The following is a 24,734-nucleotide window of genomic DNA, read 5'->3' on the forward strand; positions in this document are numbered from 1 at the left end:
TCTATTTAGCGAGCCCCTTCCATGCAGCAAGTCGAGAAAATGCAGCCAACTCCTTTTTGGCAGGAAAAGCCCCTGCAGCAGATGACGGATGCGGAGTGGGAATCCCTGTGCGACGGCTGCGGCAAGTGCTGCCTGAACAAGCTGATTGACGAGGACACCGACGAACTGGTGTTCACCAACGTCGCCTGCGATCTGCTCAACACCAAGACCTGCCAGTGCTCCGATTACGGCAACCGCTTTAAAAAAGAGCCGGACTGCCTGCAGATCACCCATGACAAGATTGCCGAGTATGACTGGCTGCCCTCGACCTGTGCCTACCGGTTGCTGGCCGAGGGGCAGACCCTGCCCGAATGGCATCCGCTGATCACCGGCAGTCGCTCCGCCATGCATCAGGCGGGTCAGTCGGTACGCGGCAAGGTGATACACGAAGCTCATGCCGGTGAGTGGATCGATCACATCATCACCTGGGCGAGTTAAATCAGACTAGCCAAACCGTTATCCGGCCCACAGTGCCGTTGATATGCCGCAGGGGCAGGGGAGTCATACTCTTCTGCCCCTGTTGCTATCTGGCGGCCTGCTGCGAGCGATAGACGGGCTTCTGTGTCCCCTTGCCTGCGGGAGTGGCACCAAGCGCACAGTGCCGGGACTATGGGGCCTGTCGAGGGATCCCGTTGCGGTTTTCCGTTTTATTGAAAAGAGGGAAGAGACGGGGAGCAAAAGGGTGAGGGAAGAATCCACCCCAGTCCCTTTTGGGTGAAAGGGAAGGAGGGTCGTCATCACTCTTTCGAGTCGATACTGGCTGGCAATCAGACATAAAAAAACCGGCGCCTGGGCGCCGGTTTTTAGTCACTGCGACTCTTGCTTACTAATAAGCGATTACAGAGAAGCGGTGAAGGTACGGGTGATGACGTCTTGCTGTTGCTCTTTGGTCAAAGAGTTGAAGCGAACGGCATAACCGGATACGCGGATGGTCAACTGCGGATATTTCTCCGGGTTTTCCATGGCGTCCAGCAGCATTTCACGGTTCATCACGTTCACGTTCAGGTGCTGACCGCCTTCCAGGTTGGTCTCGTGATGGAAGTAACCGTCCATCAGACCCGCCAGGTTGGATTTCTGCGCTTCCATGTCTTTGCCCAGGGCGTTCGGCACGATGGAGAAGGTATAGGAGATACCATCTTTGGCGTAAGCGAACGGCAGCTTGGCAACGGAAGTCAGGGACGCAACGGCACCCTTCTGGTCACGACCGTGCATCGGGTTGGCACCCGGGCCGAACGGTGCACCGGAACGACGGCCATCCGGGGTGTTACCAGTTTTCTTGCCATACACCACGTTGGAGGTGATGGTCAGTACGGACTGGGTAGCCACGGCGCCACGGTAGGTGTTCAGCTTCTGAATTTTCTTCATGAAGCGTTCTACCAGGTCACAGGCGATGTCATCGACGCGAGCGTCGTTGTTACCGAACTGCGGGTACTCACCGTCGATTTCGAAGTCGATGGCAACGCCATCTTCGTCACGAACCGGCTTGACCTTGGCGTACTTGATGGCAGACAGGGAGTCAGCCGCAACGGACAGACCGGCGATGCCGCAAGCCATGGTGCGATACACGTCACGGTCGTGCAGCGCCATCAGAGAGGCTTCGTAGCTGTACTTGTCGTGCATGTAGTGGATGATGTTCAGGGCAGCCACGTACTGCTTGGCCAGCCAGTCCATGAAGTGATCCAGACGGTCCATCACGTCGTTGTAGTCGAGGTACTCGGAGGTCACCATCTCGGTCTTGGGACCGACCTGGATCTTGAGCTTCTCGTCCATACCGCCGTTGATTGCATACAGCATGGTCTTGGCCAGGTTGGCACGGGCACCGAAGAACTGCATCTGTTTGCCGACGATCATCGGGGACACACAGCAAGCGATGGCGTAGTCATCGTTGTTGAAGTCCGGACGCATCAGGTCGTCGTTCTCGTACTGAACGGAAGAGGTCTCGATAGATACCTTGGCGCAGTACTTCTTGAAACCGACCGGCAGCTTCTCGGACCACAGAATGGTCAGGTTCGGCTCAGGAGACGGGCCCATGGTGTACAGGGTGTTCAGCATACGGAAGCTGTTCTTGGTGACCAGGGTACGGCCATCAACGCCCATACCGGCCAGGGTCTCGGTAGCCCACATGGGGTCGCCGGAGAACAGTGAATCGTATTCAGGAGTACGCAGGAAGCGAACCATGCGCAGCTTCATGACCATGTGGTCCATCAGCTCCTGGGCTTCTTGCTCGGTGATCACGCCTTTCTTCAGATCACGCTCGATGTACACGTCCAGGAAGCTGGAGGTACGACCGAAGGACATGGCGGCACCGTTCTGGGACTTGACTGCCGCCAGGTAGGCGAAGTAGGTCCACTGCACGGCTTCTTTAGCGTTCTTGGCAGGTACAGAGATATCGCAGCCATATTTGGCGGCCATCTCTTTGATCTGGGCCAGGGCACGGTACTGCTCGGAGATTTCTTCGCGCAGACGGATGGTGGCTTCCAGGTTGACGCCGTTTTCCAGGTCAGCTTGCAGAGACTTGAACTGGGACAGCTTGTCAGCCATCAGGAAGTCGATGCCGTACAGGGCGACACGACGGTAGTCACCTATGATGCGGCCACGGCCGTAGGCATCTGGCAGACCAGTGATGACGCCAGACTTGCGGCAGTTCAGGATGTCTTTGGTGTAAACGTCAAACACGCCCTGGTTGTGAGTCTTGCGGTACTCGCTGAAGATTTTCTTGACCATGGGGTCCAGCTCGCGGCCGTACACCTTGCAAGAAGTCTCAACCATCTTGATACCGCCGTTGGCGATGATGGCGCGCTTGAGCGGCTTGTCGGTCTGCAGACCTACAATTTGCTCCAGGCCTTGATCGATATAGCCGGCATCGTGAGCGGTAATGGTGGAGGGCAGGTCGGTATCAAAATCGACCGGCGCATGAGTGCGGTTCTCGATTTTGATGCCTTCCATGACCTTGTCCCACAGCTTGGTGGTAGCTTCGGTCGCGCCAGCCAGGAAGGACTCGTCACCTTCATACGGGGTGTAGTTCTTCTGGATGAAGTCACGGGTGTTGACAGAGGACTGCCATTCACCGGCCGCGAAGCCTTCCCATGCTTTTTGGAACTGTTCGTTAAGTTCTGCCATTTTCATTACCTCACACGGTATTGATGTAGTATCCCGCAATCATCCTTAATGATGACGACGGAAGATAAACCAGTAAGTCAGACCAACCATGACGCCACCACCAATGATATTACCAATGGTGACGGGAATGAGGTTGTGTAGGACGAAGTTGGATACGGTCAAGTCGGCGAAGGTCGCCGGATCCTGGCCGATGGCCTGCCAAAATTCCGGGCCTGCTACCGCATGGATAGCGATACCGACCGGGATCATAAACATGTTTGCGATGCTGTGCTCGAAACCGGAAGCCACGAACATGGCGACGGGGAGCAGCATGACCATCACCTTGTCGGTCGCACTGCGGGCGCCGAACGCCATCCACACGGCGAGACACACCATGAGGTTGCAGAGGATACCGAGGGCGAGGGCCTCGAAGAAGGTGTGATGGATCTTGTGCTGGGCCACTTTCAGGGCGTTCAGGCCCCACTGACCATCTGCCGCCATGTACTCGGCCGACATGATGATGAGCGCGACTATGAGGAGACCGCCGATGAGGTTGCCGAAGTAGACCAGACCCCAGTTCTTGAGCAGTTGACCCCAGGTGATGCGATTGGCTGCCTTGGCAACCAGCGTCAGGGTGGTGGAGGTGAACAGCTCGGCACCGAGCAGCACGCACAGAATGAGACCGAGGGAGAAACAGAGACCGCCGACCAGCTTGCTGAGGCCCCAGGCTACGTTGCCGGCACCCGTGGTGACTGTGATGAAAAAGACAAAAGCGATGGCGATGAAAGCGCCTGCTGTGATGGCCAGGGGGATGACCTTGTATGCCGGCTTGGTGGCCTTGGCATAGGTTATATCTTCTGCCAGTGCAGCGATGGCTTCTGGCTTGAGACAATCAAAGGGAGATTCTGCTTTCAATTCTCATGTACCTGCTGTTTTGCCTGTGGAAATCATAACAAAGGGCCAGATCGTCAAAATTGACTCCGATCAAGAATTGCAGATTGTGAATGTAATTTTACTACAAAAATTTGAGTCCCCTGGAAGCCTCTCTTTACACCAGGTTTCAGCTGAAACAGAAATGCTGATTTTTTAATGTAATGATTTTAAAGAATTTATTTGTCAAGCCTGAAAAAAGGTACTGGCAAGGCATCTTTGCATCCCCCCCGCATCATGGACTCGGCGTTGGCAACCCCCTAAGGGGTATTTTTTGTTTTTTATTTCATCCTTGAATAACAAATGTCCAGCCGGGGTGCCATAAAACAGAAGGGGCCATCAAGGCCCCCCCAAATACTACCACATCAGGCCCAATGATGGGCTCGCTTGGCCTTTTGCAGCTTTTCATAGGCTGCCAGCAGCTTCTGGTGCTGCGGGAACTGGACGAGGGACAGATCGGCCGCCGTCAACCCGTGGAAACGTGCTTCGCCGCGGGCGTTGGCCCAGGCATCGGCCAGGGTCTGCTCGCCATACATGCGGGTAAACACGGCGCGGTACTGCTCCGGATCCCGCTCCTGGTCGATGAACAGCTCGACGCAGGCGCGCAGGGCACGGTAGTAGTTGGCGCGATCCGCCGGGAACACCGACTGGTTGAACTCCATGGTCCAGTCGATGAGATCGAGCGCCGTCTCCAGCTCACCGGCGGCCAGCGCCAGCATGGCTTTCAGCTCGCCGACGCGCAGGGTGTGCAGGGCTGTGCCCTTGGCGGCGGCGATACCGAGCAGCTCACGGACGCGGGTGCGCTCGTCGTGCCCCTCTTCGTCCAGCTGGTCGAACAGCGCCATGTATTGCTCGGCATCCCACGCCAGCGACGGCAGCGCCAGGATCACTTCCCGCAGGTTGGCGCCCATGTTGTTGTTGGCCAGCAGCAGGTCTTCGGCCGGATAGATGTCGGACATGCCCGGCACCAGGATGCGGCAGGCGTAGACACCCAGATGCTCGTAGTCGGCGATGTAGACCGGCTGCTCCAGCTCGTGGAAGATGCCGATCAGATGGTCGAACTCCTCCTGCGAGGTGCCGCGAAAATCCCAGTCGGCAAACGCGAAGTCCGCATCCTGCTTGAACAGATCCCAGCTGATGAGGCCGGAGGAGTCGATGAAGTGGGTCTCCAGATTGTGGTGATCCGCCACCTGCTCGTTGTCGAATGACGGCGGCACGAACACGTCCAGATCCTTGAGACCACGGCCCTGCAGCAGCTCGGTGACGGTGCGCTCGAAGGCCACTTCGAAGCGCGGGTGGGCACCGAAGGAGGCAAAGCAGGTGCCGTTGTCCGGGTTGAGCAGCACCACGCAGATGACCGGATAGCGGCCGCCCAGGGAGGCATCGAAGCTGTAGATGGGGAAGCCTTCGGCTTCCAGCGCATCGATGGAGGCCTTGATGCCGGGATAACGGGCAATCACCTCATTCGGGATCAGCGGCAGGCTCAGGGCTTCGGCGATGATCTTGTTCTTCACGTGGCGCTCGAACACCTCGGACAGGGCCTGGGTGCGGGCCTCGGTGCGGGTGTTGCCGGCGCTCATGCCGTTGGAGACATAGAGGTTGCCGATGATGTTCATCGGGATGTAGACGGTCTGGTGATCGGACTGGCGCTCGAACGGCAGCGCGACTATGCCGCGCTCCTCGTTGTTCGATTGCAGATCCACCAGCATATCGGCGGTCACTTCGCCGTCCGGGTTGTAGAACTTGCGGGTGAAGCTGTCGAGCAGACCGGCCGGGAACTGATCACCCTCGATGGGGAACCACTTCTCGTTGGGGTAGTGCACGAAGTCGCCGTTGGCGACCTGCTCGCCAAGATAGAAGTCGGCGAAGAAATAGTTGGTGGAGAGACGCTCGAAATATTCGCCAAGGGCCGAGGCCAGCGCCGCCTTCTTGCTGGCACCCTTGCCATTGGTGAAACAGAGGGCGCACTCCTTGTCCCGGATATGCACGGACCAGACGTTGGGCACGGGATTGAGCCAGGAGGCCTCTTCGATATCAAACCCCAGGGCTTGCAGCTTGGTCTGGAAGCGGTCGATGGAGTCTTCCAGTGCCGCGTCCTTGCCGGGAATAAAAGTGTGGTCGGTCATCACAATGTCCTGATTTTTATTGGCTCATGTTTGGCCGCAGATAATAGCAGGGGTCGGCGCGTTTGGCAGGCAAAAAACGGGGCAAGAGCCCCGTTTAGCTATCCACAGATCCGGGATCTGCCGTCGGTTCAGCCGATAAACTTCAGACCCAGGATCCCGCCGATGATCAGCAGCAGGCACAGTACTCGGGCCAGGGTGGCGGGCTCGTTGAACAGCCAGATCCCCATCAGCACTGTGCCGACTGCGCCTATGCCGGTCCAGACCGCGTAGGCGGTGCCGAGCGGCAACTGTTTGACCGCCATGGCGAGCAAGAGCACGCTCACGCCCATGGCACTCAGGGTCAGCAGGGTAGGGAGGGGACGGCTGAAACCGTCGGTGTATTTCAGGCCAATGGCCCAGGCGACCTCGAACAGGCCGGCCAGCAACAGGAGTAACCAGGACATAAGGATATTCCGCAGGAAGCAGGGTCGTCCCTGCGCATCATGAGGCCCCGGGGTCGTCCCCAGGGGGCAGTGGCTGCCAGTCGGTTTCAATCATGCCCCAAGCTGACGCTGGGTGCCAAGAGATCGCATCAGCCGGGAGCTGGCTGGCGGATATTGCAGCGAACGGCACAGAATATTGCGCAATTCGACTTGCGCCCGTCGTCACAATCCGTAATGTGGATAGACGCATTTTTCGCAACACGTATTTTGTAATCTGTTTGTGAACGGCCCGCGCCGGACAAGGGGTTACGGGTTTCAATACACAATTTTCTATAGCAGCTATCCAGGGTAGGACATTATGAAAAAAGTAGGTTTGGTCGGTTGGCGTGGCATGGTGGGTTCGGTACTGATGAGCCGGATGCAGGAAGAGAAGGATTTTGCCCGCATTCAACCCACCTTCTTCACCACCTCCCAGGCCGGTGAGGCCGCCCCCAACTTCGGCGTCGATGCCGGTACCCTGCAGGACGCCTTCGATATCGAGGCGCTGGCCAAGCAGGATATCATCATCACGGCGCAGGGCGGCGACTACACCAAGGATGTCTATCCACGCCTGAAAGCCGCCGGCTGGCAGGGTTACTGGATTGACGCCGCCTCCTCCCTGCGGATGGAGAAAGACGCCGTCATCATTCTGGATCCGGTCAACGGCGACGTCATAGCACAGGCGCTGGACAAGGGGCTCAAGACCTTCGTCGGCGGCAACTGCACCGTCAGCCTGATGCTGCTGGCCCTCGGCGGTCTGTTCAAGGCCGATCTGGTGGAGTGGGTAAGCGTGGCCACCTATCAGGCCGCATCGGGCGGCGGCGCGCGCCACATGCGCGAGCTGGTCACCCAGATGGGCCTGCTGCACGACGAAGTGGCGGTGGAGCTGGCGGATCCCGCCTCTGCCATCCTCGACATAGAGCGCAAGATCACCGAGAAGACCCGCTCCGGCACCCTGCCGGTGGACAACTTCGGCGTACCGCTGGCCGGTGGCCTCATCCCCTGGATCGACACCAAGCTCGACAATGGCCAGAGCCGCGAAGAGTGGAAGGGCCAGGCCGAGACCAACAAGATCTTAGGGATTGAAGATGCCGCCATCCCGGTGGATGGTCTGTGCGTGCGGATCGGTGCCCTGCGCTGCCACAGTCAGGCGTTTACCATCAAGCTGAAGAAGGACGTGCCGCTGGCCGAGATCGAGGCGCTGATCGCGGCTCACAACGACTGGGTGAAAGTGATCCCCAACGATCGCGACATCACGGCACGCGAGCTGACCCCGGCCGCCGTCACCGGCACCCTCAGCATCCCGGTGGGTCGTCTGCGCAAGCTCAACATGGGTCCGGAATACCTGGCCGCCTTCACCGTGGGGGATCAGCTGCTGTGGGGCGCCGCCGAGCCGCTGCGCCGCATGCTCAACATACTGCTGGCTCGTGGTTGATCCAACTTGGGTGAGTGTGAAGCAGGGGGGGGCCCCCTGTTTTTTTGCCCGTTTGGGCGTGCAGAGCGCGGGCGTTCCGGCGCAATAGCATATTCACTTGGACTGTGCGCATGGAGAGGCCGAGTCTCGTTATTAATTGAATTGATATTATTCATCTCCGATCGCGTATTTTCTCCTGACTCAATGGTAAATAGTCATCCCGGTGAGAAATGCATCCGTGTGCGCCTTTTGACACATTGAAAAATGGCGATGAATCCGGCTCGGAAATAAGGGTTGTGATGGCCATGATTAACGCTTATCTCTGGTCATCTCATGGCTTGTTACAAATGACGGTGCCCGCGAGATATCCCTGAAGGCCCCGATTGATTACACTGGTGGCCTTGGCCCCGGGTGCTACCCGTGCGCAGGCATGGCACCCATGGCGTGCAAATATTGATACAAGGGTCAGTCATCTGACGATATGTCGCCAGCACGCTGACCTGCCAGCATGATTCATATCACCACACAAATAGAGATGAATAATGGGGCCGCTGGCGAATTGGCGTGAATATAGCGTGAGTGCAACAACCGATAACAATAATAATGTTCAGACTTGAGAATTGGGAAACAAAATGAGAGTCGCGTGGAGTTTATTGTATTTATTCAGTGCCTTGGCCCTGGCTGGCCCGGTACTGGTCAAGGAGCAAAAGAAAGGCACCAATCCGCTTATCGTCCCTTACCAGCAATATCGGCTGGATAACGGCCTGACGGTGATCCTGACCCCGGATCACTCGGATCCTCTGGTGCATGTGGAAGTGAATTATCGGGTCGGGCTGGCCGAAGAGGCGCCGGGCCAGTCCGGCATGGCGCATTTGTTCGAACACATGATGTTTCAGGGCTCGGCCCATGTGGGGGAGGAGGGGCATATCCGCCTGCTGCAGCAGGTGGGGGGGCGTGACATCAACGGGCTGACGACACGGGATCAGACCCGCTATTACCAGACTGTGCCGGCCAATCAGCTGGAGAAAGTGCTCTGGCTGGAGGCGGATCGGATGGGCTTCCTGCTCGATACCCTGTATCAGCAAAAGTTTGATGCCAAGCGTGACGTGGTCAGGAACGAGCGAGCCGACCTGGTCGACACGCCTGCCTATGGCCGGGTGCTGGAGGTGTTGAACCGTACCCTCTATCCACCCAATCACCCCTATTTCAACACGCCGTTTGGCAGGATGGCGGATCTGGAGCGCCTCACCCTGGAGGATGTGCGCCAGTTTTTCCTGCGCTGGTATGGCCCCAACAATGCCACCCTGGTGATCGGCGGTGATATCCAGCCGGCGCAAACCCTGGCCTGGGTCGAACGCTACTTCGGCGCCTTGTCGCCAGCCCCCGGCCAGGCTCGCTCAGTGCCCCGGCCTGTGGCGCTGAAAAAGAGTCGATATCGTACCCTGACGGCCCCGGTACAGGACCCCATGCTGGTGCTGGCCTATCCGACCGTTTCGGCCCGGGACCCGGGTTTCGAAGCCCTCGATCTGCTGGCCGATCAACTGGGGGGCTCCGCCAGTGGCCTGCTGCAACAACAGTTGCAACAGAGCGGCAAGCTGGTGTTCGTCTCTGCCCGCCATGAGTGTGGCGTGCTCGCCTGCATGCTGGTGATCCAGGCCATTCCGAATCTGGAGCAGGGCGCCGAGCTCGAACCCATCAAGCGCGAGATAGACGGTGTCATCGCCAGACTGGCCCGGGAGGGCATCCCCGGGGCCCGGCTCGAGCACTCTGCCAATGCCTTGCGTGCCAACCTAGTCTGGTCGCTGGACAGCGTGGCCGGCAAGGCGGAATTATTGGGCACGGGCCACAGCCTGTTTCAGGAGCCCAACTACCTGCATCGTTATCTCGAACGGATGGCGCGGGTGACGCCCGCCGAGGTAAAGCGGGTACTGGACCACTATGTACTGCACAAACCCAGGGTGGTGCTGAGCGTGGTGCCCGAGGCGCATCAAGGGTGGCAGGCCGGCCAGGCCAATTTTGTCGAGCCGCCCCCCTTGCCGCGCACCCTGGCTGAGCCTCTCTTGCGCTCACGTCCGGTCAAGGAGACCCTGGACAGGCGCCAGGAACCCGCCAGTGGCGGGGCGCTGCCCGTGCCACTGCCCACCCTGTGGCAGGCTCGCCTGGGGGATAGGGTCTCCCTGCTCGGTCACTACAGCGATGAGGTGCCAGCCTTTGTCATGCGCATCAACTGGCCCGGCGGGTACCGGGCCGAGCCAGAGGGCAAGGCCGGACTGGCTGAACTGACCGCCAGCATGCTGTCCCAGGGCAGTGAGCGGTGGCAGGCTGCCGCCATTGAGGAGCGGGCGCGTCAGCTGGGGGCCAGCCTGAGTTTTGGCTATGAGGAAGGCTACAGCCAGATCACGGTGCAGGGGGTGACCTCTCACTTCGATGAGACGCTGGCGCTGGTACGGGAGCTGTTGCTGCAGCCGGTCTTGCGACCGGCGGATTTCCAGCGCCTCAAGCTCCAGACCCAGCAATGGTTGAAGCAGCAAGTGCGAGAGCCCCAGTGGCAGGCCGATCAGCAGTTTCATGCGTTGATCGACGGCCTGGCCAGGGTGCCGGATCCGCAGACACAGTGGCAATCCCTGACCCTGGACGATGTGCGCGCCTTCTATCGGGCTGTCTATCGCAGCGGGGAGGCGCGGGTGGTGGTGAGCGGGGATCTGGCGCAGGAGAAGGTGGTGAGTGCACTATCTTTTCTGGTTGAGCCAGAGGGGCAATCGCCCAGCCTGCGGCCCCTCGGCTTTGCCGGCCAGCAGGCCAAACGGGCCATCTATCTGCTGGATAATCCCGGCGCCAGCCAGAGCCTTGTTCGCATGGGGCGCCGCGCCATGGCGAGCGACGGGTCTGGTGAGCAGTTCTTGGCCGGGTTGATGAATGCCTCCCTGGCGGATCGGCTGCATATCCGCCTGCGTGAGGAGCTGGGATACACCTACTTCATCGATACCGCCTTCAACGGCAACAGTCAGGCGGGCTATTTTCTGCTGCAGAGCAGCGTGCGCACCGAGGTGACCCGGGCCGCCCTGCAGCAGATCCTGCAGGAGCTCGACAAATACCAGCGGCAGGGCCCGACCCGACTGGAGGTGCGTACCCTGCGTGAAGGTGTGCTCAACCGCCAGGCGCTGGATTACGAGACGCTGCCGCAGGAGGTGGAGTACATGCTGCCCATCTTGCTGGCGCAGTGGCCGCAGGATTATGTGGAGCAGCGGGTACGGACGGTCAGCCAGCTGTCGACGTTCACCTTGCGAGACTTGGCCCGCCGCTGGCTTGACCCCGATGACATGGTGATCCTGGTGGTGGGGGATGCCAAGGTGCTGGCTCCCGAGCTCGCTGCGCTGGGCTGGCCGGTGCAGCGGATCTCTTTCGCCCCCTGACAAGCGGCTCTCCACTCCTTGATGCAAACAGCCCGCCCCATTCACATGGGGCGGGCTGTTTTTGAGCCGTGAAAGGGGCTAGGGCATCAGGCGACGGCCAGTGCCGCCGCCAGATCGGCTATCAGATCGTCGGCATCTTCCACCCCTATGCTGAAGCGGATGAGATCGTCATTCACCCCGGCGGCGAGACGGCTCGCCTCGTCCATGGCGGCGTGGGTGGTGCTGGCCGGATGGCAGGCCAGGCTCTCGAGATCGCCGAGACTCACCGCCTGCACGAACAGCTGCAGGTTGTCGAGCAGGGTGGCGCAGCGCGCAAAGCCGCCTTCCAGCTCTATGCTCACCATGCCGCCAAAGCCGCCGGCGAAGGCGCCGAGGGCGTCGTGGCCCGGATGGCTGGCCAGTCCCGGGTAGATCACCTTCTTCACCGCCGGGTGAGCGGCCAGGAACTCGGCCACCTTCTGGGCGTTGTGCAGGTGGGCATCCATGCGCAGTGGCAGGGTCTTGACCCCACGCTGCAGCAGGTAGGCCTCCTGCGGGCCTATGGGGGAGCCTATGTGCTTGAGGGCCACGGTGCGCACTGATTTCATCAGCGCGTGAGAGCCCGCCACCACACCGGCGATGATGTCGCCGTGGCCGCCCAGGTACTTGGTGCCGCTGTGCATGACGATGTCGATGCCAAGTTCCAGCGGGCGCAGCAGATAGGGGGTGAGGAAGGTGTTGTCACACACGCTGATGGCGCCCACCTTGCGGGCCGCTTCCACTACCACCCGCGGATCCACCACCTTGAGGGTGGGGTTGGTCAGGGTTTCGAACAGTACCACTTTGGTGGCGGGACGGATGTTGGCCAGCAGATCCTGATCGCTCTCGTAGGCGGTCACCTTGATGCCGGCGCGGCTGAAGGTCTGCTTGAGAAACGCATCTGTGCCGCCGTAGAGCGGGCCTATGTAGGCCACCTCGTCGCCGCTGTCGGCCAGGGCATACATGATGGCGCTCACCGCCGCCATGCCGCTCGCTACCACCAGTGCCTCGTCGGCACCCTCAAGGGCTGCCAGTTTTTGTTCCAGTTCGGCTGTGGTGGGGTTGCCAAAGCGGCTGTAGATGAAGCCGGGGGCCTGACCCGCGAAACGCTCCTTGCCCGCCTGGGCGTTGAAGTAGCTGAAGGTGCTGCTCTGGTAGAGGGGGGTGGTGAGGGCGCCGGTCTGGGGATCGATCCGTTGGCCGCTGTGCACGCTCATGGTTTTGAATTTCATTCTATTACTCCGTCATTGCCAGGCTGTGGCTTAACTGCTTGTGTCATCCGGGTGGCGGGACGCCGCGGCGTCCCCCGTCTAATAGGTATGGCAGAGTCAGGCTGGCTGCGGTTCGCGCCGCTCGCTGTTTGTCGTCTGCCCACTTGTTGTCTGCTGATTGGCCGACGCCGGGGCGGCGGTATAGTGGCGCGCCGCCACGTCCGGGTGGGAGCGCAGCCTCCCTTTCAGCACGTTTTCACCCACCTGATAGAAGAGCGGGTTGGTCGGGTCGCTCTCGGGCCCTTGTGCCTGCGCCGCCAGCTCGGGGGAGAGCTGCAACAAAGGCACGTTAGCATCGAGTCTCGCCGCCATAAAGAAGGCGCAGGAGAGGCGCGATACCCCCGGCGGCGGGCTCACCACCCGGTGCAGGGTGGCCTTGAGGTAGCCGTTGGAAGCCAGCTCCAGCAGTTCGCCGATATTGACCACCAGGGCGCCCGGCAGGGGCGGCGCCGGGATCCAGCCTGCCGCCGTCTCCACCTCTAGTCCGGAGTGATCGTCCTGCATCACCAGGGTCAGGTAGCCGGGATCCTTGTGGGCGCCCACTCCCTGGCTGCTGCTGCCCGCTTCCCGGCCCGGATAGTGGATGAGCTTCATGTGCTGATAGGGGGCGCCCTGGATGCTGGCATCGAACACCCCCTGCGGCTGCGCCAGCACCTCGGCGAAGGCGGCGAGCAGGGTGAGGGTGATGTCGCTCAGCCGTTCCTGCCAGGCCAGCAGCTGCGTTTTCATCTCGGGCAGGGTGGCGGGCCACTGGTTGGGGCCTATCAGCCGCTGCCAGGGGGTATGGATCTCGTCCTCTGCCAGCGCAGGCGCCTCATTCATGATGTCGAACTGCTCGCGCCGGTCCGGCTGCTGGCGGGTGAGCTCGGCACCCACCTGGTTGTAACCGCGAAAATGGGGGGAGTGCACCATCTGCACCGCGCGTTTTTCTTGCTCCGGCAGGGCGAAGAAGCGGGCCGCCAGCGCCAGGGTCTCCTGCTGCTGCACCTCGCTCAGGCCATGGCCTGTCAGATAGAAAAAGCCGATGTCGCGGGCCGCCCGGCCAAGCTTGGCAAGCATCTGGCGACGAGTGTCAGGGGCGCCTTCGAGCGCGGCGAGATCGATGATCGGCAGTGGTGAATGTTCCATGTGCACCTCCTCATTTTCTGAGCGCCGGGACGTTTCCCGGCCACTCAGTGCAAAAACGACAGCGCGCCGATCGGTGGTGAGCCACCTGGCCGATCGGTAAAGATGGCGCCATTTGGATTGAGGGTGATGCTACTGTTCGGCGTTATAAGACGGAAACAACAAATTATTCTTAGTTATATACAAAAATCGAAATAGAATTCGACACCCATTCGGCTGGGTGTTTATTGAGCGGCTCACGGGGTCGTGTACCGGCTGTCCCATGGGGCTGCGGGCACCCAGTTAGTGCGAAAACAAGTGGCTGGCTGGCACGAGCGTTCACGGGCGGGAGCGGGCCCGGCTATCGGAGACGCGAAACAGGAAGGGAGGCTGAGGCCTCCCTTCCTGTTTCGCGCGTTGAGCGGGGATCAGGCTGAGACCTGATCGGTGAGCCTGCTCAGTTGCCCACTCAGTAGCCCAGGGTAAAGCGCTGGCGCAGGTGAGCCGGTTTTTCCACCTCGTTCAGCACGCCATCGGCCAGATCGCCGACCGTGATCCCGGCAGGCTTGTCACCGCTGAACAGCACCTGATCGCCACCGAGGTGATAGCCACCGCGCTTGTCGCCGGGTTCGAGGAACACGGGCGGGGAGACGAAACGCCAGTCGAGGGTGGTTTCACGGCGCAGGGCGGTGAGACCGTCGCGGGCTGCCAGGGCGCCCTGCTTCCACTCGGCCGGGAAGTCCGGGGTATCCACCAGCTGTACGCCGGGGGCGATTTCCAGACTGCCGGCACCACCGACCACCAGCAACCAGCTGTGGGCGGTCACGGCCGCCGCGACTATGGCTTTGGCCCCTTTGAGGTACTGGTCGTAGATGTCCGGTGCGGTCCAGCCCGGGTTGTAGGCGCTGATCACCCGGTCGTGCCCCTTGAGTACCTCGGCCAGCGCCTGTGGGTGCTGGGCATCCACGGCGACGGCGGTGACCTGCGGGTGGGCGGCCACCTTGCTTGTGTCACGGACGATGGCGGTGACGTGATGGCCGCGACTGACGGCTTCATTGAGGATGGCTGTACCGACAAAACCGCTGGCACCGATCAGGGCAATTTTCATGGGGAATTCTCCTTCACTGTTGGAATGAGGCTATCCTACGCCGCCGAATGTGATTTAATAATCGGCTATAAAATTGATTCACTTGTAAGCTGGATTTAATAATGGAACAGCTCAGACGTTACGCCATCTTCGCCGCCGTGGTGGAGGCGGGCAGCATGACGGGCGCCGCCAAGGCCCTTGGCATGACCCCCTCCGCCGTCAGTCAGCATATCAGCCAGCTGGAGAGTCTGCTCGGCCTCACCCTGTTGCATCGCTCCACCCGCCGCCTCAACCTGACCGAGGCGGGGGAGGTGGTGTGGCAGGGGTGCCAGTCGTTGCAACAGACCCTCAATCAGACCGAACTGCGCCTCTCGGAGGTGCGCGACAGCCTGCTCGGTGAAGTGCGGATCACGGCGCCCGTGGGGATGGCGGGCCAGCCGCTGGCGCGGGCCTTGTCGCCGCTGTTGCAGGCCCATCCCGGCCTGTGCATCCAGATCATCGCGGACGACGAGAAGCGGGATCTCATCGCCGAGCGCATCGACGTGGCGCTGCGAGTCGGCACCCTGTCCGACTCCAGCCTGGTGGCGCGCAAGCTGGGTCAGACCCGGATGCTGCTGTGTGCCTCGCCCGCCTATCTGGCGCGCAAGGGCACTCCACGCAGCCCGGCAGATCTGCTGGAACACGACTGGCTGGCAGCGGACATGCTGAGCGGGGGCCTGACCTTCTTCGACGACAAGGGGCAGGGCCACAAGGTCAAACCCAAGCCCAGGGTGGTGTGCAACAACGTGCTGCCGCTGCGCCAGTTCACCCTGGCGGGGCAGGGGGTCTCGCTGCAACCCGAGGGGGAGATCGCAGAGGATCTCGCCCAGGGTCGGCTGTTGGAGCTGCTGCCGGGATTTCGGGTACCGCCCATGGAGATCCACGCCATCACTCCCCAGCGGGAGATCCCGGAGAAGGTGCGGCGGGTGATCACGGCCCTGCGCAGTCACTTCGCCGAGCCGGTGGGGGCCGCGGCGGCGCGCCCCTGAGCCGGGTGGCAGGCAGGGGCTGCGCCATTTTGTCTCAACTTGCCAAAAGCAGAGGGCAGCCGATTGGCTGCCCTCTGTCGATGAGATAACTCCCGGCATTACTTCATGTAGAGGCCGCCGTTGATGGCCAGGGTTTCCCCCGTGATATAGGCGCCCGCCTCACTGGCGAGAAAGGCCACGGCGGCGGCTATCTCCTCCGGCTTGGCGAGGCGGCGCATGGGAATGTCGGCCTTGATGCTGTCGAGGATATCGCTGCGGATCGCCTCCACCATGGGGGTGGCTGTGTAACCGGGGGCGATGGCGTTGACCGTGACCCCGAAGCGGGCCCCTTCCGCCGCCAGCGCCTTGGTGAAGCCCAGCATGCCCGCCTTGGCCGCCGAGTAGTTGACCTGACCGAACTGCCCCTTCTGGCCGTTGACTGAGGAGATGTTGATGATGCGGGCATCGCGCTGCTCGCACATGGCGTCAAACAGCGGCTGGGTCACGTTGTAGAGGCTGCACAGATTGGTGTGGATCACCTCGAACCACTGCTCCGGCGCCATGCGCTTGAAGGCGCCATCCCGGGTGATGCCGGCGTTGTTGACCAGCACGTCCACCCGGCCCTCGTCCTGCAACAGGCGACCCAGGGTCTCGCGGCACATGGCGGTGTCGGCCACGTCCAGCGGCAGCAGCCGCACCTGCTCCGGCCGATAACCCTGCTCTCCGTACCAGTCATGGGCCGCCGCACTGTTGCCGCTGGAGTGAGTGGCTATGATGCGATACTCCTGGGCCAGCAAGGCGGTGGTGATGGCGGATCCTATGCCGCCACGGGCTCCGGTGATCAAGGCAATTTTTTTCATCTTGGCTCTCCCTGCAAAAGATTCGAACGAGGACTTTATTGGCTTTTCAGGCTAATTGATATATTTGTTTTCAAACAATCTGACAGGGAAATGCGTCATTTTTGTGACAGCCTGCCAAGCTGGCGTGACGGCCTTGTTGAAGGCACAGGTGACGGCATGGCGTCGAGTGACAAACGCGTGCGCTGCCTGCCGGTGGCCGCAGGCCACTTGCCGCCGGGGCGACGGCCATGTTTAATGTGGCTATTTGGGCAGCGTGCCCCTCTGCCGGCAGCGATCCCGACCACCCAATGACACCTACCTTCCCCCTCGCATCCCCTGGCCCCGCGCCACAGGCTAGCGCCCATTTCACCCGCATCGAGCGGGTGCTCGACTACATCCACGGACATCTGGATCAGCCGTTGTCGCTGGAGCAGCTGGCCGAGCAGAGCTGCTGGTCGCGCTGGCAGTTGCAGCGGGTCTTCCTGCACGAGACAGGGCAGACGGTGGCCCACTATGTGCGCGAGCTCAAGCTGAGCCTGGCGGCGGAGGCGCTGCTCACGAGCCGCCAGCGGGTGCTGGATCTGGCGCTCTGCTACGGCTTTGGCTCCGAGGTGAGTTTCAGCCGCGCCTTCAAGCAGCAGTTCGGTTGCTCGCCGCTGGCCTATCGCAAGCGGGGGATGCGGCTGGGGTTGCGCACCCCGCTGGTGCGAGCCCATACGCCGCTCGCCAGCGCCCCCAGACTGGTGCAGGTACGGGTCGAGAGTCAGCCGGGCTTCATATTGCAGGGGGTCAAGGGGCTGATCCGCGGGCTCTTCGCCAGCGAGCCCGATTTCCAGCAGACGGTGCCCGCCATCTGGCATGCCTTGCGCAGTGCCGGCGGTCTGGACAGGGCCCGCGATCTGATCGGCGTGGTGGATGTGTCAGGCGCGGGAGAGCCGCTGGTCTACTGGGCGGGCGTGGCGGCAGAGGAGGGGAGCGAGCCGCCGAGCGGGCTGGCTCGTCTGGCCATCCCGCCCCAGGAGTACGCCGTGCTCAGCCACGTGGGCCCCATCAGCCAGCTGGGGCAGACCCTCAACTGGTTTATCCTGCACTGGTTGCCCGCCTCGGGTTATCGGGGGCTGGATGGTTTCGAGCTGGAGCGTTACACCCCCGACTTCGATGGCCAACAGCCTTATGCCCGCATGGAGTACTGGTTGCCCATAGCGCCCCGCCAGGGCTGAACCTTGTGAGCGGTTTGGCGGCAGGGCGCCCACCCCTTGGCCTGCATCACGCAGGGTGACGTCCCGCCATTGACCGCCATCTCATAGAAGCCCTCCCTCAGAAAAGATAGCCATTTGAATTCGATGCCTTTTTTCCATCGACATGGCAGGTAGTCGGATGGGGCTTGTCTTGCCCCTTTTTTGCCGTTTTTCCTGCCAACATGCCCCAAATTGTTAATTCAAGGGCAAATTGACCCAATAAAATGCAAATGAGATTTGTTACTATTCAATTATTGCATTCGAGGATCAGATGTACGCCACTCACCCCCCTTTGACCCTGGTCTCCGCGACCCTCTCCGCCCTGTTGGCAGGCCCAGTGCTGGCCGCACCCACGTCCAATGCGCAAGGTGCGGTGGTCGATGAAACCCTGACGGTACTGGGTCAGACCTATCGCAACACGGCGACCAAGACCCGGCTTGACCCCATGGAGACGCCCCAGGCCATCTCTGTGGTGGACGGCGAGACCCTTTCGCTGCGCGGGGTGAGCTCGGTGAGCGAGGCGCTGCGCTACGTGCCCGGCGTCAATACCGAGCTGCGCGGCGGGGCGGTCAACCGGCTGGATCTGTTCAACATCCGCGGCTTTGACAACTACCAGAACTTCTACGACGGCCTGCTGCTGCAATACAACGACTGGAACCTGCAACCCCAGATAGATCCGGTGGCCATAGAGCAGCTGGAGGTGTTCAAGGGGCCCACCTCCGTGCTCTACGGCAGCATGCCGCCGGGGGGCATGGTCAACCTGATCGCCAAGCGGCCGCAGCGGGAAGCCAGGCACAGCGTCGGCGTGGCGACGGGCACAGGCACCCTCAAGGAGCTGACCCTCGACAGCACGGGTGCCATCAATGATCAGCTTGCCTATCGGCTGGTGGGACTGGCCCGTCAGAAGGAGGGGCAGGCGGTGACCTCAGAGGAGGAGCGCTACGTGCTGGCGCCGTCGCTGGACTGGCAGTTGAGTGATCGCACCCTGCTGAACCTCAACCTCTATTACCAGAAAGACCCGCAAGCCGGTATCTACACCACAGTACCGGCCAGCGGCTCGGTCAAATCCAATCCTCTGGGCCAGCTTGGCAGCGATACCTTCCTTGGCGATGAAAACTGGAACCACTACAGCCGGGAGGTGACCCTGCTCGGCTACAAGCTGAGCCACGACTTCAACGCCAACTGGCAGCTGCTGCAAAACGCCCGCTACATGGACGCCTCGGCCAACCAGCAGAACACCTACAATGCGGCCCTGGCGGCGGACAACCGCACCCTGGCCCGCAATGCCTATCTGACCGATGAAGACTCTCGCGGCTTTGTCATCGACAACCAGCTGGCGGGCAAGGTGATGACCGGCAGCGCCCAGCACAACCTGCTGCTCGGGGTCGATTACCAGTATCTGGATGCCCGTATTCTCTACCGGGACACCCTCGACTATTCGGCGCCCGGCATCGACATCTTCAACCCGAACCACAGCCAGATAGTGCCGGCGGCCCTCACCTTCAACTATCAGGACAGCAAGACCATCCGCCAGTCCCAGACCGGCGTCTATCTGCAGGATCAGGTGCGTCTGGACCGGCTGGTGGCCATAGGCGGTGCCCGCTATGACAGCTACCGGATGGACACCGACAGCCAGACCCTCTATCAGGGGGCGGCGAGCAACACCCTGGCCCAGATAGATCAGGACAACCTCTCGTTGCGCCTCGGCGCTTTGTACGAGCTGGATCACGGCCTCTCGCCCTACGTGAGCTATGCCGAGAGCTTCGAGCCGGTGGCGGGGGCGGACAAGAATGGCCAGGCGTTCAAACCGGCCACAGGCCATCAGTGGGAGGGGGGACTCAAGTTTCTCGCCGAGGACATGAGCAAGACCTTTACCGCTTCGGTCTTCCACATCACCAAGCAAAATGCCCTGGTGACGGATCCGGACAACGTCTACGGGCCCAAGCTGCAGACCGGCGAGATGGTCTCCAAGGGGGTTGAGCTGGAGGGGCGACTCGATCTCACCAGCCGCTGGGATCTGGCGCTGAGCTATACCCGCCAGGACATGGAGATCACCCGAGATACCACCAGCCTGCAGGGCAAGACCCCGGTCTGGGTACCCAAGCAGATGGCTTCGCTCTGGAGCAACTACCTGCCGGGTGGCCAGCTGGAGGGGATGCGGGTTGGCGCCGGCCTGCGTTACGTGGGGGAGGCGCAGCTTGATGCCGCCAACACGGATACGGTACCGGATTATCTGCTGATGGACGTGTCCGCCTCCTACGATCTGGCCCAACTCAGCCAGCGCCTGCAAGGGGTGGAGGCCTCGCTGAGCGCCAGCAACCTGTTCAACAAGACCTACTACTCCTGCTACGACCAGAACAACTGCTGGTTCGGGGCAGAGCGCAACGTGGAGGCGCGACTCAAATACGTATTCTGACCCTGCGCCCCGGGCCGCGTCCGGGGCATGCTCATCTTCTAGCCGCCGCAGATGACCGTCCGCGCGCCTTGCCCCGCGGGCTCGGTGCGCTGGCCGTGCACACGGAGATCCGTGCGCTGGCGGATCATGGCGCCCTGTTTGCGGCAGCCAGCGGGCTTATTCCTTCGCTCAAGGGGCGGTTGGCGGAGGCGGGGGACTCGCCCCCTTTGCTGGCAGCTTCCCCTCATTCAACCCCGGCCGAGGTGGCGGCGGCGCTGCATGATCACTGGCGGCTGGCGCACCCGGAGGCGGGGCCCGCCTACTGGCTGACCCGCAGCTGGGGCATGCTCTGCTGGCAGTCCCTCTATCTCGCCATGGTGGCCGTCTATCGACTGGGGGCCGTGCCAGCGCTGGACAAGCTGGGGCAGGGTTATCAGGATGGGCTGGTATCGGGCTTCATCCTGCCGGCCGAGCCCATGATCAAGGGGGAGCTGGATGCCTTGATCAAGGCCGCGGGCGAGCGGCTGCAGGCCCACTGGCAGGCGCTGTTCACGCTGCTGGGCGGGGTGCAGCGGCTCAGACCCGGTTTCGTGCGCCCGCTCTTGGCGGACGATCTGCTGGCGGCCCTGGTGCGGGTACCCGACTTTTTCACCCATGTGAGCCCTGAACAGGTGAGCGAGCACGCGCCGCACTGGCTCGCCGCCTGCGGTCTGCCGGCCGAGCATCTGGCGGGATGGCGTCCGGCGTCATGGCCGCAAGAGGGCGCTTTTCCTGGCTATGTGCGCCAGCGTTGCTGCCTGCACTACAAGCGCCGTGATGGGGAGCTTTGCGCCAACTGCCCGAGGCGGCAGGGGGCTGCAAGTTGCGGCGAGGGATCCTGAGGCGCCTGAGCGCCGGCGTGTCGAGAGGCGTGAGCGCCGCTCCCTGGGGCGGCTTTTTTACGCCTCTTTCTGCTCACCCATCTTGCTGCGAATGCGCTCGAACAGGCTCTGCAGGCAGGGCTGATCCTTGTCGGCGGCACGCACGGCCCCATACATATGGCGGCGGATGCCCTGTCCCAGCGGCCTGGCTTCGAGCAAGCCCTGACGCACAAACTCCTCGCTGGCCCAGCGCGGCAGGGCGGCGACCCCGAGCCCGGCGGCGGCCATCTGCAGCATGACGGAGGTGTTGTCCACCAGCTTGCAGCGGGCGGGCTCGACCCCGGCGGGTTGCAAAAAGCGGCTGAACACGTCCATGCGGGCGCGCTCCACCGGGTAGACCAGCAGCACTTCCCGTTGCAGATCGGTGGGGCTGATGAGTGACTGCTGGCAGAGGGAGTGATCGGGCGCCATCACCAGGGTGAGATCGAAGGCGAACAGCGGCTCGAAGTGCAGATCGCCGCGCGCCTGTACATCCGAGGTGAGCAGCAGGTCGAGCTGGCCGCCGAGCAGGGCGCTGATGGCATCGAAGCCGGGCACAGACTCCACCTCCAGATCCACCCCGGGCCACTGGCGGCGAAAATCGGGCAGGAGCGGCAGCAGCCACTGGATGCAGCTGTGGCAATCCAGCGCCAGGTGCAGCCGGCCCGCGTCGCCGCTGTGCAGGGCCTGCAGCTGTTTCTCGGTCTGGGCCAGGGCCGGCAGCACCTGGCGGGCCAGACTCAGCAACTGCTGGCCCGCCGCCGTCAGCACCAGGGGGCGGCTCTTGCGCAGGTAGAGCTCCAGGTTGAGGCGGGTCTCCAGCTCTTTGAGCTGATGGGAGAGGGCCGACTGGGTGAGGTTGAGAGTCAGCGCCGCGCCGGCCAGCGAACCCTGCTCGGCCAGCGCGGTCAGGGTTCTCAAGTGCTTGATTTCCAGGCCTGAATTGCTTGGCACTGCCATAACATGGTTCCTTGTTGCATCAATCGCGGATTTCTTGAGAGGCTGTTGAAAAGGATTCAATAGCCAACGCCACCTTATCTTGTCATTTTGGATGTGTAAACATCTGGATGGCTAAATCATCCAGTTTCCCATCAGATGAACGAGCATAAGGAATTGGACCTATGACACGAGCACACACCCTGGGCTTTCCCCGTATCGGCGCCAAGCGCGAGCTGAAATTTGCCCTCGAATCTTACTGGCGTGGCGAGACAACTCAGGCGGAACTCATCGCCACCGGCAAGAGCCTGCGTGAACGTCACTGGCAGGCCCAGCGTACCGCCGGGGTCAACCTGCTGCCGGTTGGCGACTTCGCCTGGTACGACCAAGTGCTCGGCACCAGCCTGCTGGTGGATGCCATCCCCGAGCGTCACCGCCATGGCGACACCGATCTCGATACCCTGTTCCGGGTGGCCCGTGGCCGTGCGCCGACCGGCCCGGCGGCGGCCGCCGCCGAGATGACCAAGTGGTTCAACACCAACTACCACTACCTGGTGCCCGAGTTCAGCCGTGACCAGCGCTTCAAGCTGGGTTGGAGTCAGCTGTTTGACGAGGTGGAAGAGGCCAAGGCGCTGGGGCTGCCGGTCAAGGCGGTGTTGCTGGGGCCCATCTCCTACCTGTGGCTCGGCAAGGAGAAAGAGAGCGGATTCTCTCGTCTGGAATTGCTCGAGCGCCTGCTCATCGTCTATCAGGAGATCCTGGGGAGGCTCTCGGCCCAGGGAGTGGAGTGGGTACAGATCGACGAGCCGGCGCTGGCGCTGGACCTGCCGGATGAGTGGCGTCTGGCCTATCTGAATGCCTATGAGCGCCTGAGCGGCCCCTGCAAGCTGCTGCTCACCACCTATTTCGGTTCCGTGGCCCATCAGCGCGACATCATCACCAGCCTGAAGGTGGATGGCCTGCACCTGGATCTGGTGGCGGCGCCCGAGCAGCTGGAGACGCTGGTTCCTCATCTGCCGGCCCAGTGGGTCATCTCCGCCGGGGTGATCAATGGTCGCAACGTCTGGCGTGCCAATCTGGCCAAGCTGGCACCGACGCTCAACGCATTGAAAGCCAAGCTCGGCGAGCGGCTATGGGTGGCTTCTTCCTGTTCCCTGCTGCACAGCCCGGTGGATCTCACCCTGGAGCACGAGCTGGACGGCCAGACCCGCAGCTGGTTCGCCTTCGCCCTGCAAAAGTGCTACGAGCTGGGGTTGCTGGCCGACTACCTGGACTGTGGTGACATCGACAAGATCACCGCCTACAGCCAGCCCATCGTGGATCGGGAGTCCGACAGCCGGGTCCACAAGAAAGTGGTGCAGTCACGGCTCGCCAGCCTGACCAACAGCGATTTCGACCGCCAGAGCGCCTATCCGGTGCGGGCGCAGGCGCAGCGCAATGATCTCAAGCTGCCGCTGCTGCCCACCACCACCATAGGCTCCTTCCCGCAGACCTCGGAAATTCGGGTACTGCGCCAGGATTGGCGGGCTGGTCGCATCGACGACAGTGCTTACGAGGCGGGCATTCAGGCCCAGATCAAGGATGCGATTGAGCGCCAGGAAGCCATAGGGCTGGACGTGCTGGTGCACGGCGAGGCCGAGCGCAACGACATGGTGGAGTATTTCGGTGAGCTGCTGGACGGTTTTGCCATCACCCGCTTCGGCTGGGTGCAGAGCTATGGCTCCCGCTGCGTCAAGCCGCCGGTGATCACCCGGGATATCGACCGCCCGACCCCGATGACGCTCGAATGGACCAAGTTTGCCCAGAGCCTGACCGACAAGCCGGTCAAGGGCATGCTGACCGGGCCCGTGACCATACTCTGCTGGTCCTTCCCCCGGGAAGACGTGAGCCGCGAGCAGTCCGCCCTGCAGATTGGCCTGGCCATTCGCGACGAGGTGGCAGATCTCGAAGCCGCCGGCATCAAGATCATCCAGATCGATGAACCGGCGATCCGCGAGGGCTTGCCCCTGCGCAAACAGGATCATCAGACGTATCTGGACTGGGCGGTGCGCGCCTTCCGCCTGAGCGCCAGCCCTGTGGTGGACAGCACCCAGATCCACACCCACATGTGTTACAGCGACTTCAACCTCATCATAGAGGCGGTGGCGGCGCTGGACGCGGACGTGATCACCATAGAGACCAGCCGCAGCCAGATGCAGCTGCTCGAAGCGTTCGAGCGCTTCAACTACCCCAACGAAATCGGCCCGGGCGTCTATGACATCCACTCACCGAACGTGCCGAGCCAGAGCTGGATTGAGGGCTTGCTGCGCAAGGCGGCCAAACAGATCCCGGCCGAGCGGCTCTGGGTCAACCCGGATTGCGGCCTCAAGACCCGCGGCTGGGAAGAGACCACTGCTGCCCTCACCGTGATGGTGGAGGCGACTCGGGCACTGCGGGCAGAGCTGGCCTAGTTAGGCAG

At 61.9% G+C, this 24,734-nt stretch carries 17 protein-coding genes; 8 read left to right on the forward strand and 9 right to left on the reverse strand.

The features are described from left to right. Positions 1 to 39 precede the first annotated feature (39 nt). The gene (locus tag CK910_RS15545; RefSeq protein ID WP_043556903.1) at positions 40 to 477 is read left to right on the forward strand and encodes a YcgN family cysteine cluster protein; all 438 of its coding nucleotides are present in this window, start codon (positions 40 to 42) and stop codon (positions 475 to 477) included. A 399-nt stretch (positions 478 to 876) separates the two neighbouring features. Here the strand turns inward: CK910_RS15545 and pflB are convergent, their stop codons facing one another. The 4 genes from pflB to sugE form a co-directional block, all read right to left on the reverse strand. Then, positions 877 to 3,159 carry a formate C-acetyltransferase gene (gene pflB, locus CK910_RS15550; protein ID WP_043136205.1) on the reverse strand — a complete coding sequence of 761 codons (2,283 nt, stop codon included), beginning with the start codon at positions 3,157 to 3,159 and terminating at the stop codon, positions 877 to 879. Between the two features lie 45 nt (positions 3,160 to 3,204). After that, complete coding sequence (focA, locus tag CK910_RS15555; protein WP_098983899.1) at positions 3,205 to 4,053, reverse strand: formate transporter FocA; 849 nt, start codon at positions 4,051 to 4,053, stop codon at positions 3,205 to 3,207. 380 nt (positions 4,054 to 4,433) lie between these two features. Continuing rightward, entirely contained in the window at positions 4,434 to 6,194 is a 1,761-nt protein-coding gene (ycaO, locus tag CK910_RS15560; RefSeq protein WP_098983900.1) for a 30S ribosomal protein S12 methylthiotransferase accessory factor YcaO, read from the reverse strand. Positions 6,195 to 6,322: 128 nt separating this feature from the next. Continuing rightward, the gene (gene sugE, locus CK910_RS15565) at positions 6,323 to 6,637 is read right to left on the reverse strand and encodes a quaternary ammonium compound efflux SMR transporter SugE (RefSeq protein WP_017765470.1); all 315 of its coding nucleotides are present in this window, start codon (positions 6,635 to 6,637) and stop codon (positions 6,323 to 6,325) included. A 337-nt stretch (positions 6,638 to 6,974) separates the two neighbouring features. Between sugE and asd the strand changes: the two genes are divergently transcribed. Both asd and CK910_RS15575 read left to right on the forward strand, forming a co-directional pair. Then, a complete protein-coding gene (gene asd / locus CK910_RS15570) occupies positions 6,975 to 8,090 on the forward strand; it encodes an aspartate-semialdehyde dehydrogenase (RefSeq protein WP_098983901.1) in 1,116 nt (371 codons plus the stop codon). Positions 8,091 to 8,701: 611 nt separating this feature from the next. Then, positions 8,702 to 11,482 (forward strand): M16 family metallopeptidase, encoded by a 2,781-nt coding sequence (locus tag CK910_RS15575; RefSeq protein WP_098983902.1) that lies wholly within the window; start codon positions 8,702 to 8,704, stop codon positions 11,480 to 11,482. 86 nt (positions 11,483 to 11,568) lie between these two features. Here CK910_RS15575 and CK910_RS15580 read toward each other — a convergent pair whose 3' ends face one another. From CK910_RS15580 to CK910_RS15590, 3 genes are all read right to left on the reverse strand, one after another. Further along, a complete protein-coding gene (locus CK910_RS15580) occupies positions 11,569 to 12,732 on the reverse strand; it encodes a trans-sulfuration enzyme family protein (RefSeq protein WP_098983903.1) in 1,164 nt (387 codons plus the stop codon). A gap of 96 nt (positions 12,733 to 12,828) precedes the next feature. Further along, on the reverse strand, positions 12,829 to 13,899 hold the full coding sequence (locus tag CK910_RS15585) for an isopenicillin N synthase family dioxygenase (protein WP_098983904.1): 1,071 nt from the start codon (positions 13,897 to 13,899) through the stop codon (positions 12,829 to 12,831). A gap of 445 nt (positions 13,900 to 14,344) precedes the next feature. Beyond that, positions 14,345 to 14,983: an NAD(P)-dependent oxidoreductase gene (locus CK910_RS15590; protein ID WP_043138908.1), complete on the reverse strand. Its 639-nt coding sequence runs from the start codon at positions 14,981 to 14,983 to the stop codon at positions 14,345 to 14,347. 101 nt (positions 14,984 to 15,084) lie between these two features. On the opposite strand from CK910_RS15590, the gene CK910_RS15595 reads away from it, so the two are divergent. Then, entirely contained in the window at positions 15,085 to 15,990 is a 906-nt protein-coding gene (locus tag CK910_RS15595; protein WP_098983905.1) for a LysR family transcriptional regulator, read from the forward strand. A 98-nt stretch (positions 15,991 to 16,088) separates the two neighbouring features. Here the strand turns inward: CK910_RS15595 and CK910_RS15600 are convergent, their stop codons facing one another. After that, the gene (locus CK910_RS15600; protein WP_043557713.1) at positions 16,089 to 16,829 is read right to left on the reverse strand and encodes an SDR family oxidoreductase; all 741 of its coding nucleotides are present in this window, start codon (positions 16,827 to 16,829) and stop codon (positions 16,089 to 16,091) included. A gap of 287 nt (positions 16,830 to 17,116) precedes the next feature. On the opposite strand from CK910_RS15600, the gene CK910_RS15605 reads away from it, so the two are divergent. The 3 genes from CK910_RS15605 to CK910_RS15615 all read left to right on the forward strand — a co-directional run bounded on the left by CK910_RS15605 (position 17,117) and on the right by CK910_RS15615 (position 21,322). Then, positions 17,117 to 18,028, forward strand: a complete 912-nt coding sequence (locus CK910_RS15605; protein ID WP_098983906.1) for an AraC family transcriptional regulator — start codon at positions 17,117 to 17,119, stop codon at positions 18,026 to 18,028. 289 nt (positions 18,029 to 18,317) lie between these two features. After that, complete coding sequence (locus CK910_RS15610) at positions 18,318 to 20,462, forward strand: TonB-dependent siderophore receptor (protein ID WP_098983907.1); 2,145 nt, start codon at positions 18,318 to 18,320, stop codon at positions 20,460 to 20,462. 95 nt (positions 20,463 to 20,557) lie between these two features. Then, on the forward strand, positions 20,558 to 21,322 hold the full coding sequence (locus tag CK910_RS15615) for a siderophore ferric iron reductase (protein WP_098985116.1): 765 nt from the start codon (positions 20,558 to 20,560) through the stop codon (positions 21,320 to 21,322). Positions 21,323 to 21,379: 57 nt separating this feature from the next. Here CK910_RS15615 and CK910_RS15620 read toward each other — a convergent pair whose 3' ends face one another. After that, positions 21,380 to 22,300 carry a LysR substrate-binding domain-containing protein gene (locus CK910_RS15620; RefSeq protein WP_098983908.1) on the reverse strand — a complete coding sequence of 307 codons (921 nt, stop codon included), beginning with the start codon at positions 22,298 to 22,300 and terminating at the stop codon, positions 21,380 to 21,382. 161 nt (positions 22,301 to 22,461) lie between these two features. Here CK910_RS15620 and metE point away from each other — a divergent pair, with 161 nt between their 5' ends. Continuing rightward, positions 22,462 to 24,726 (forward strand): 5-methyltetrahydropteroyltriglutamate--homocysteine S-methyltransferase, encoded by a 2,265-nt coding sequence (gene metE / locus CK910_RS15625; RefSeq protein WP_172955334.1) that lies wholly within the window; start codon positions 22,462 to 22,464, stop codon positions 24,724 to 24,726. The last annotated feature ends 8 nt before the right edge of the window (positions 24,727 to 24,734 follow it).

Origin of the sequence: Aeromonas sp. CA23, from assembly GCF_002587065.1 — a bacterium.
Classification (GTDB): Bacteria; Pseudomonadota; Gammaproteobacteria; order Enterobacterales; family Aeromonadaceae; genus Aeromonas; species Aeromonas bestiarum.

Bases quoted from the DNA above. Each gene is read 5' to 3' on its own strand.
- CK910_RS15545 (WP_043556903.1), top strand. From the start codon at position 40: ATGCAGCCAACTCCTTTTTGGCAGGAAAAGCCCCTGCAGCAGATGACG.
- pflB (WP_043136205.1), bottom strand. From the start codon at position 3,159: ATGGCAGAACTTAACGAACAGTTCCAAAAAGCATGGGAAGGCTTCGCG.
- ycaO (WP_098983900.1), bottom strand. From the start codon at position 6,194: ATGACCGACCACACTTTTATTCCCGGCAAGGACGCGGCACTGGAAGAC.
- sugE (WP_017765470.1), bottom strand. From the start codon at position 6,637: ATGTCCTGGTTACTCCTGTTGCTGGCCGGCCTGTTCGAGGTCGCCTGG.
- asd (WP_098983901.1), top strand. From the start codon at position 6,975: ATGAAAAAAGTAGGTTTGGTCGGTTGGCGTGGCATGGTGGGTTCGGTA.
- CK910_RS15575 (WP_098983902.1), top strand. From the start codon at position 8,702: ATGAGAGTCGCGTGGAGTTTATTGTATTTATTCAGTGCCTTGGCCCTG.
- CK910_RS15580 (WP_098983903.1), bottom strand. From the start codon at position 12,732: ATGAAATTCAAAACCATGAGCGTGCACAGCGGCCAACGGATCGATCCC.
- CK910_RS15585 (WP_098983904.1), bottom strand. From the start codon at position 13,899: ATGGAACATTCACCACTGCCGATCATCGATCTCGCCGCGCTCGAAGGC.
- CK910_RS15590 (WP_043138908.1), bottom strand. From the start codon at position 14,983: ATGAAAATTGCCCTGATCGGTGCCAGCGGTTTTGTCGGTACAGCCATC.
- CK910_RS15595 (WP_098983905.1), top strand. From the start codon at position 15,085: ATGGAACAGCTCAGACGTTACGCCATCTTCGCCGCCGTGGTGGAGGCG.
- CK910_RS15600 (WP_043557713.1), bottom strand. From the start codon at position 16,829: ATGAAAAAAATTGCCTTGATCACCGGAGCCCGTGGCGGCATAGGATCC.
- CK910_RS15605 (WP_098983906.1), top strand. From the start codon at position 17,117: ATGACACCTACCTTCCCCCTCGCATCCCCTGGCCCCGCGCCACAGGCT.
- CK910_RS15610 (WP_098983907.1), top strand. From the start codon at position 18,318: ATGTACGCCACTCACCCCCCTTTGACCCTGGTCTCCGCGACCCTCTCC.
- CK910_RS15620 (WP_098983908.1), bottom strand. From the start codon at position 22,300: ATGGCAGTGCCAAGCAATTCAGGCCTGGAAATCAAGCACTTGAGAACC.
- metE (WP_172955334.1), top strand. From the start codon at position 22,462: ATGACACGAGCACACACCCTGGGCTTTCCCCGTATCGGCGCCAAGCGC.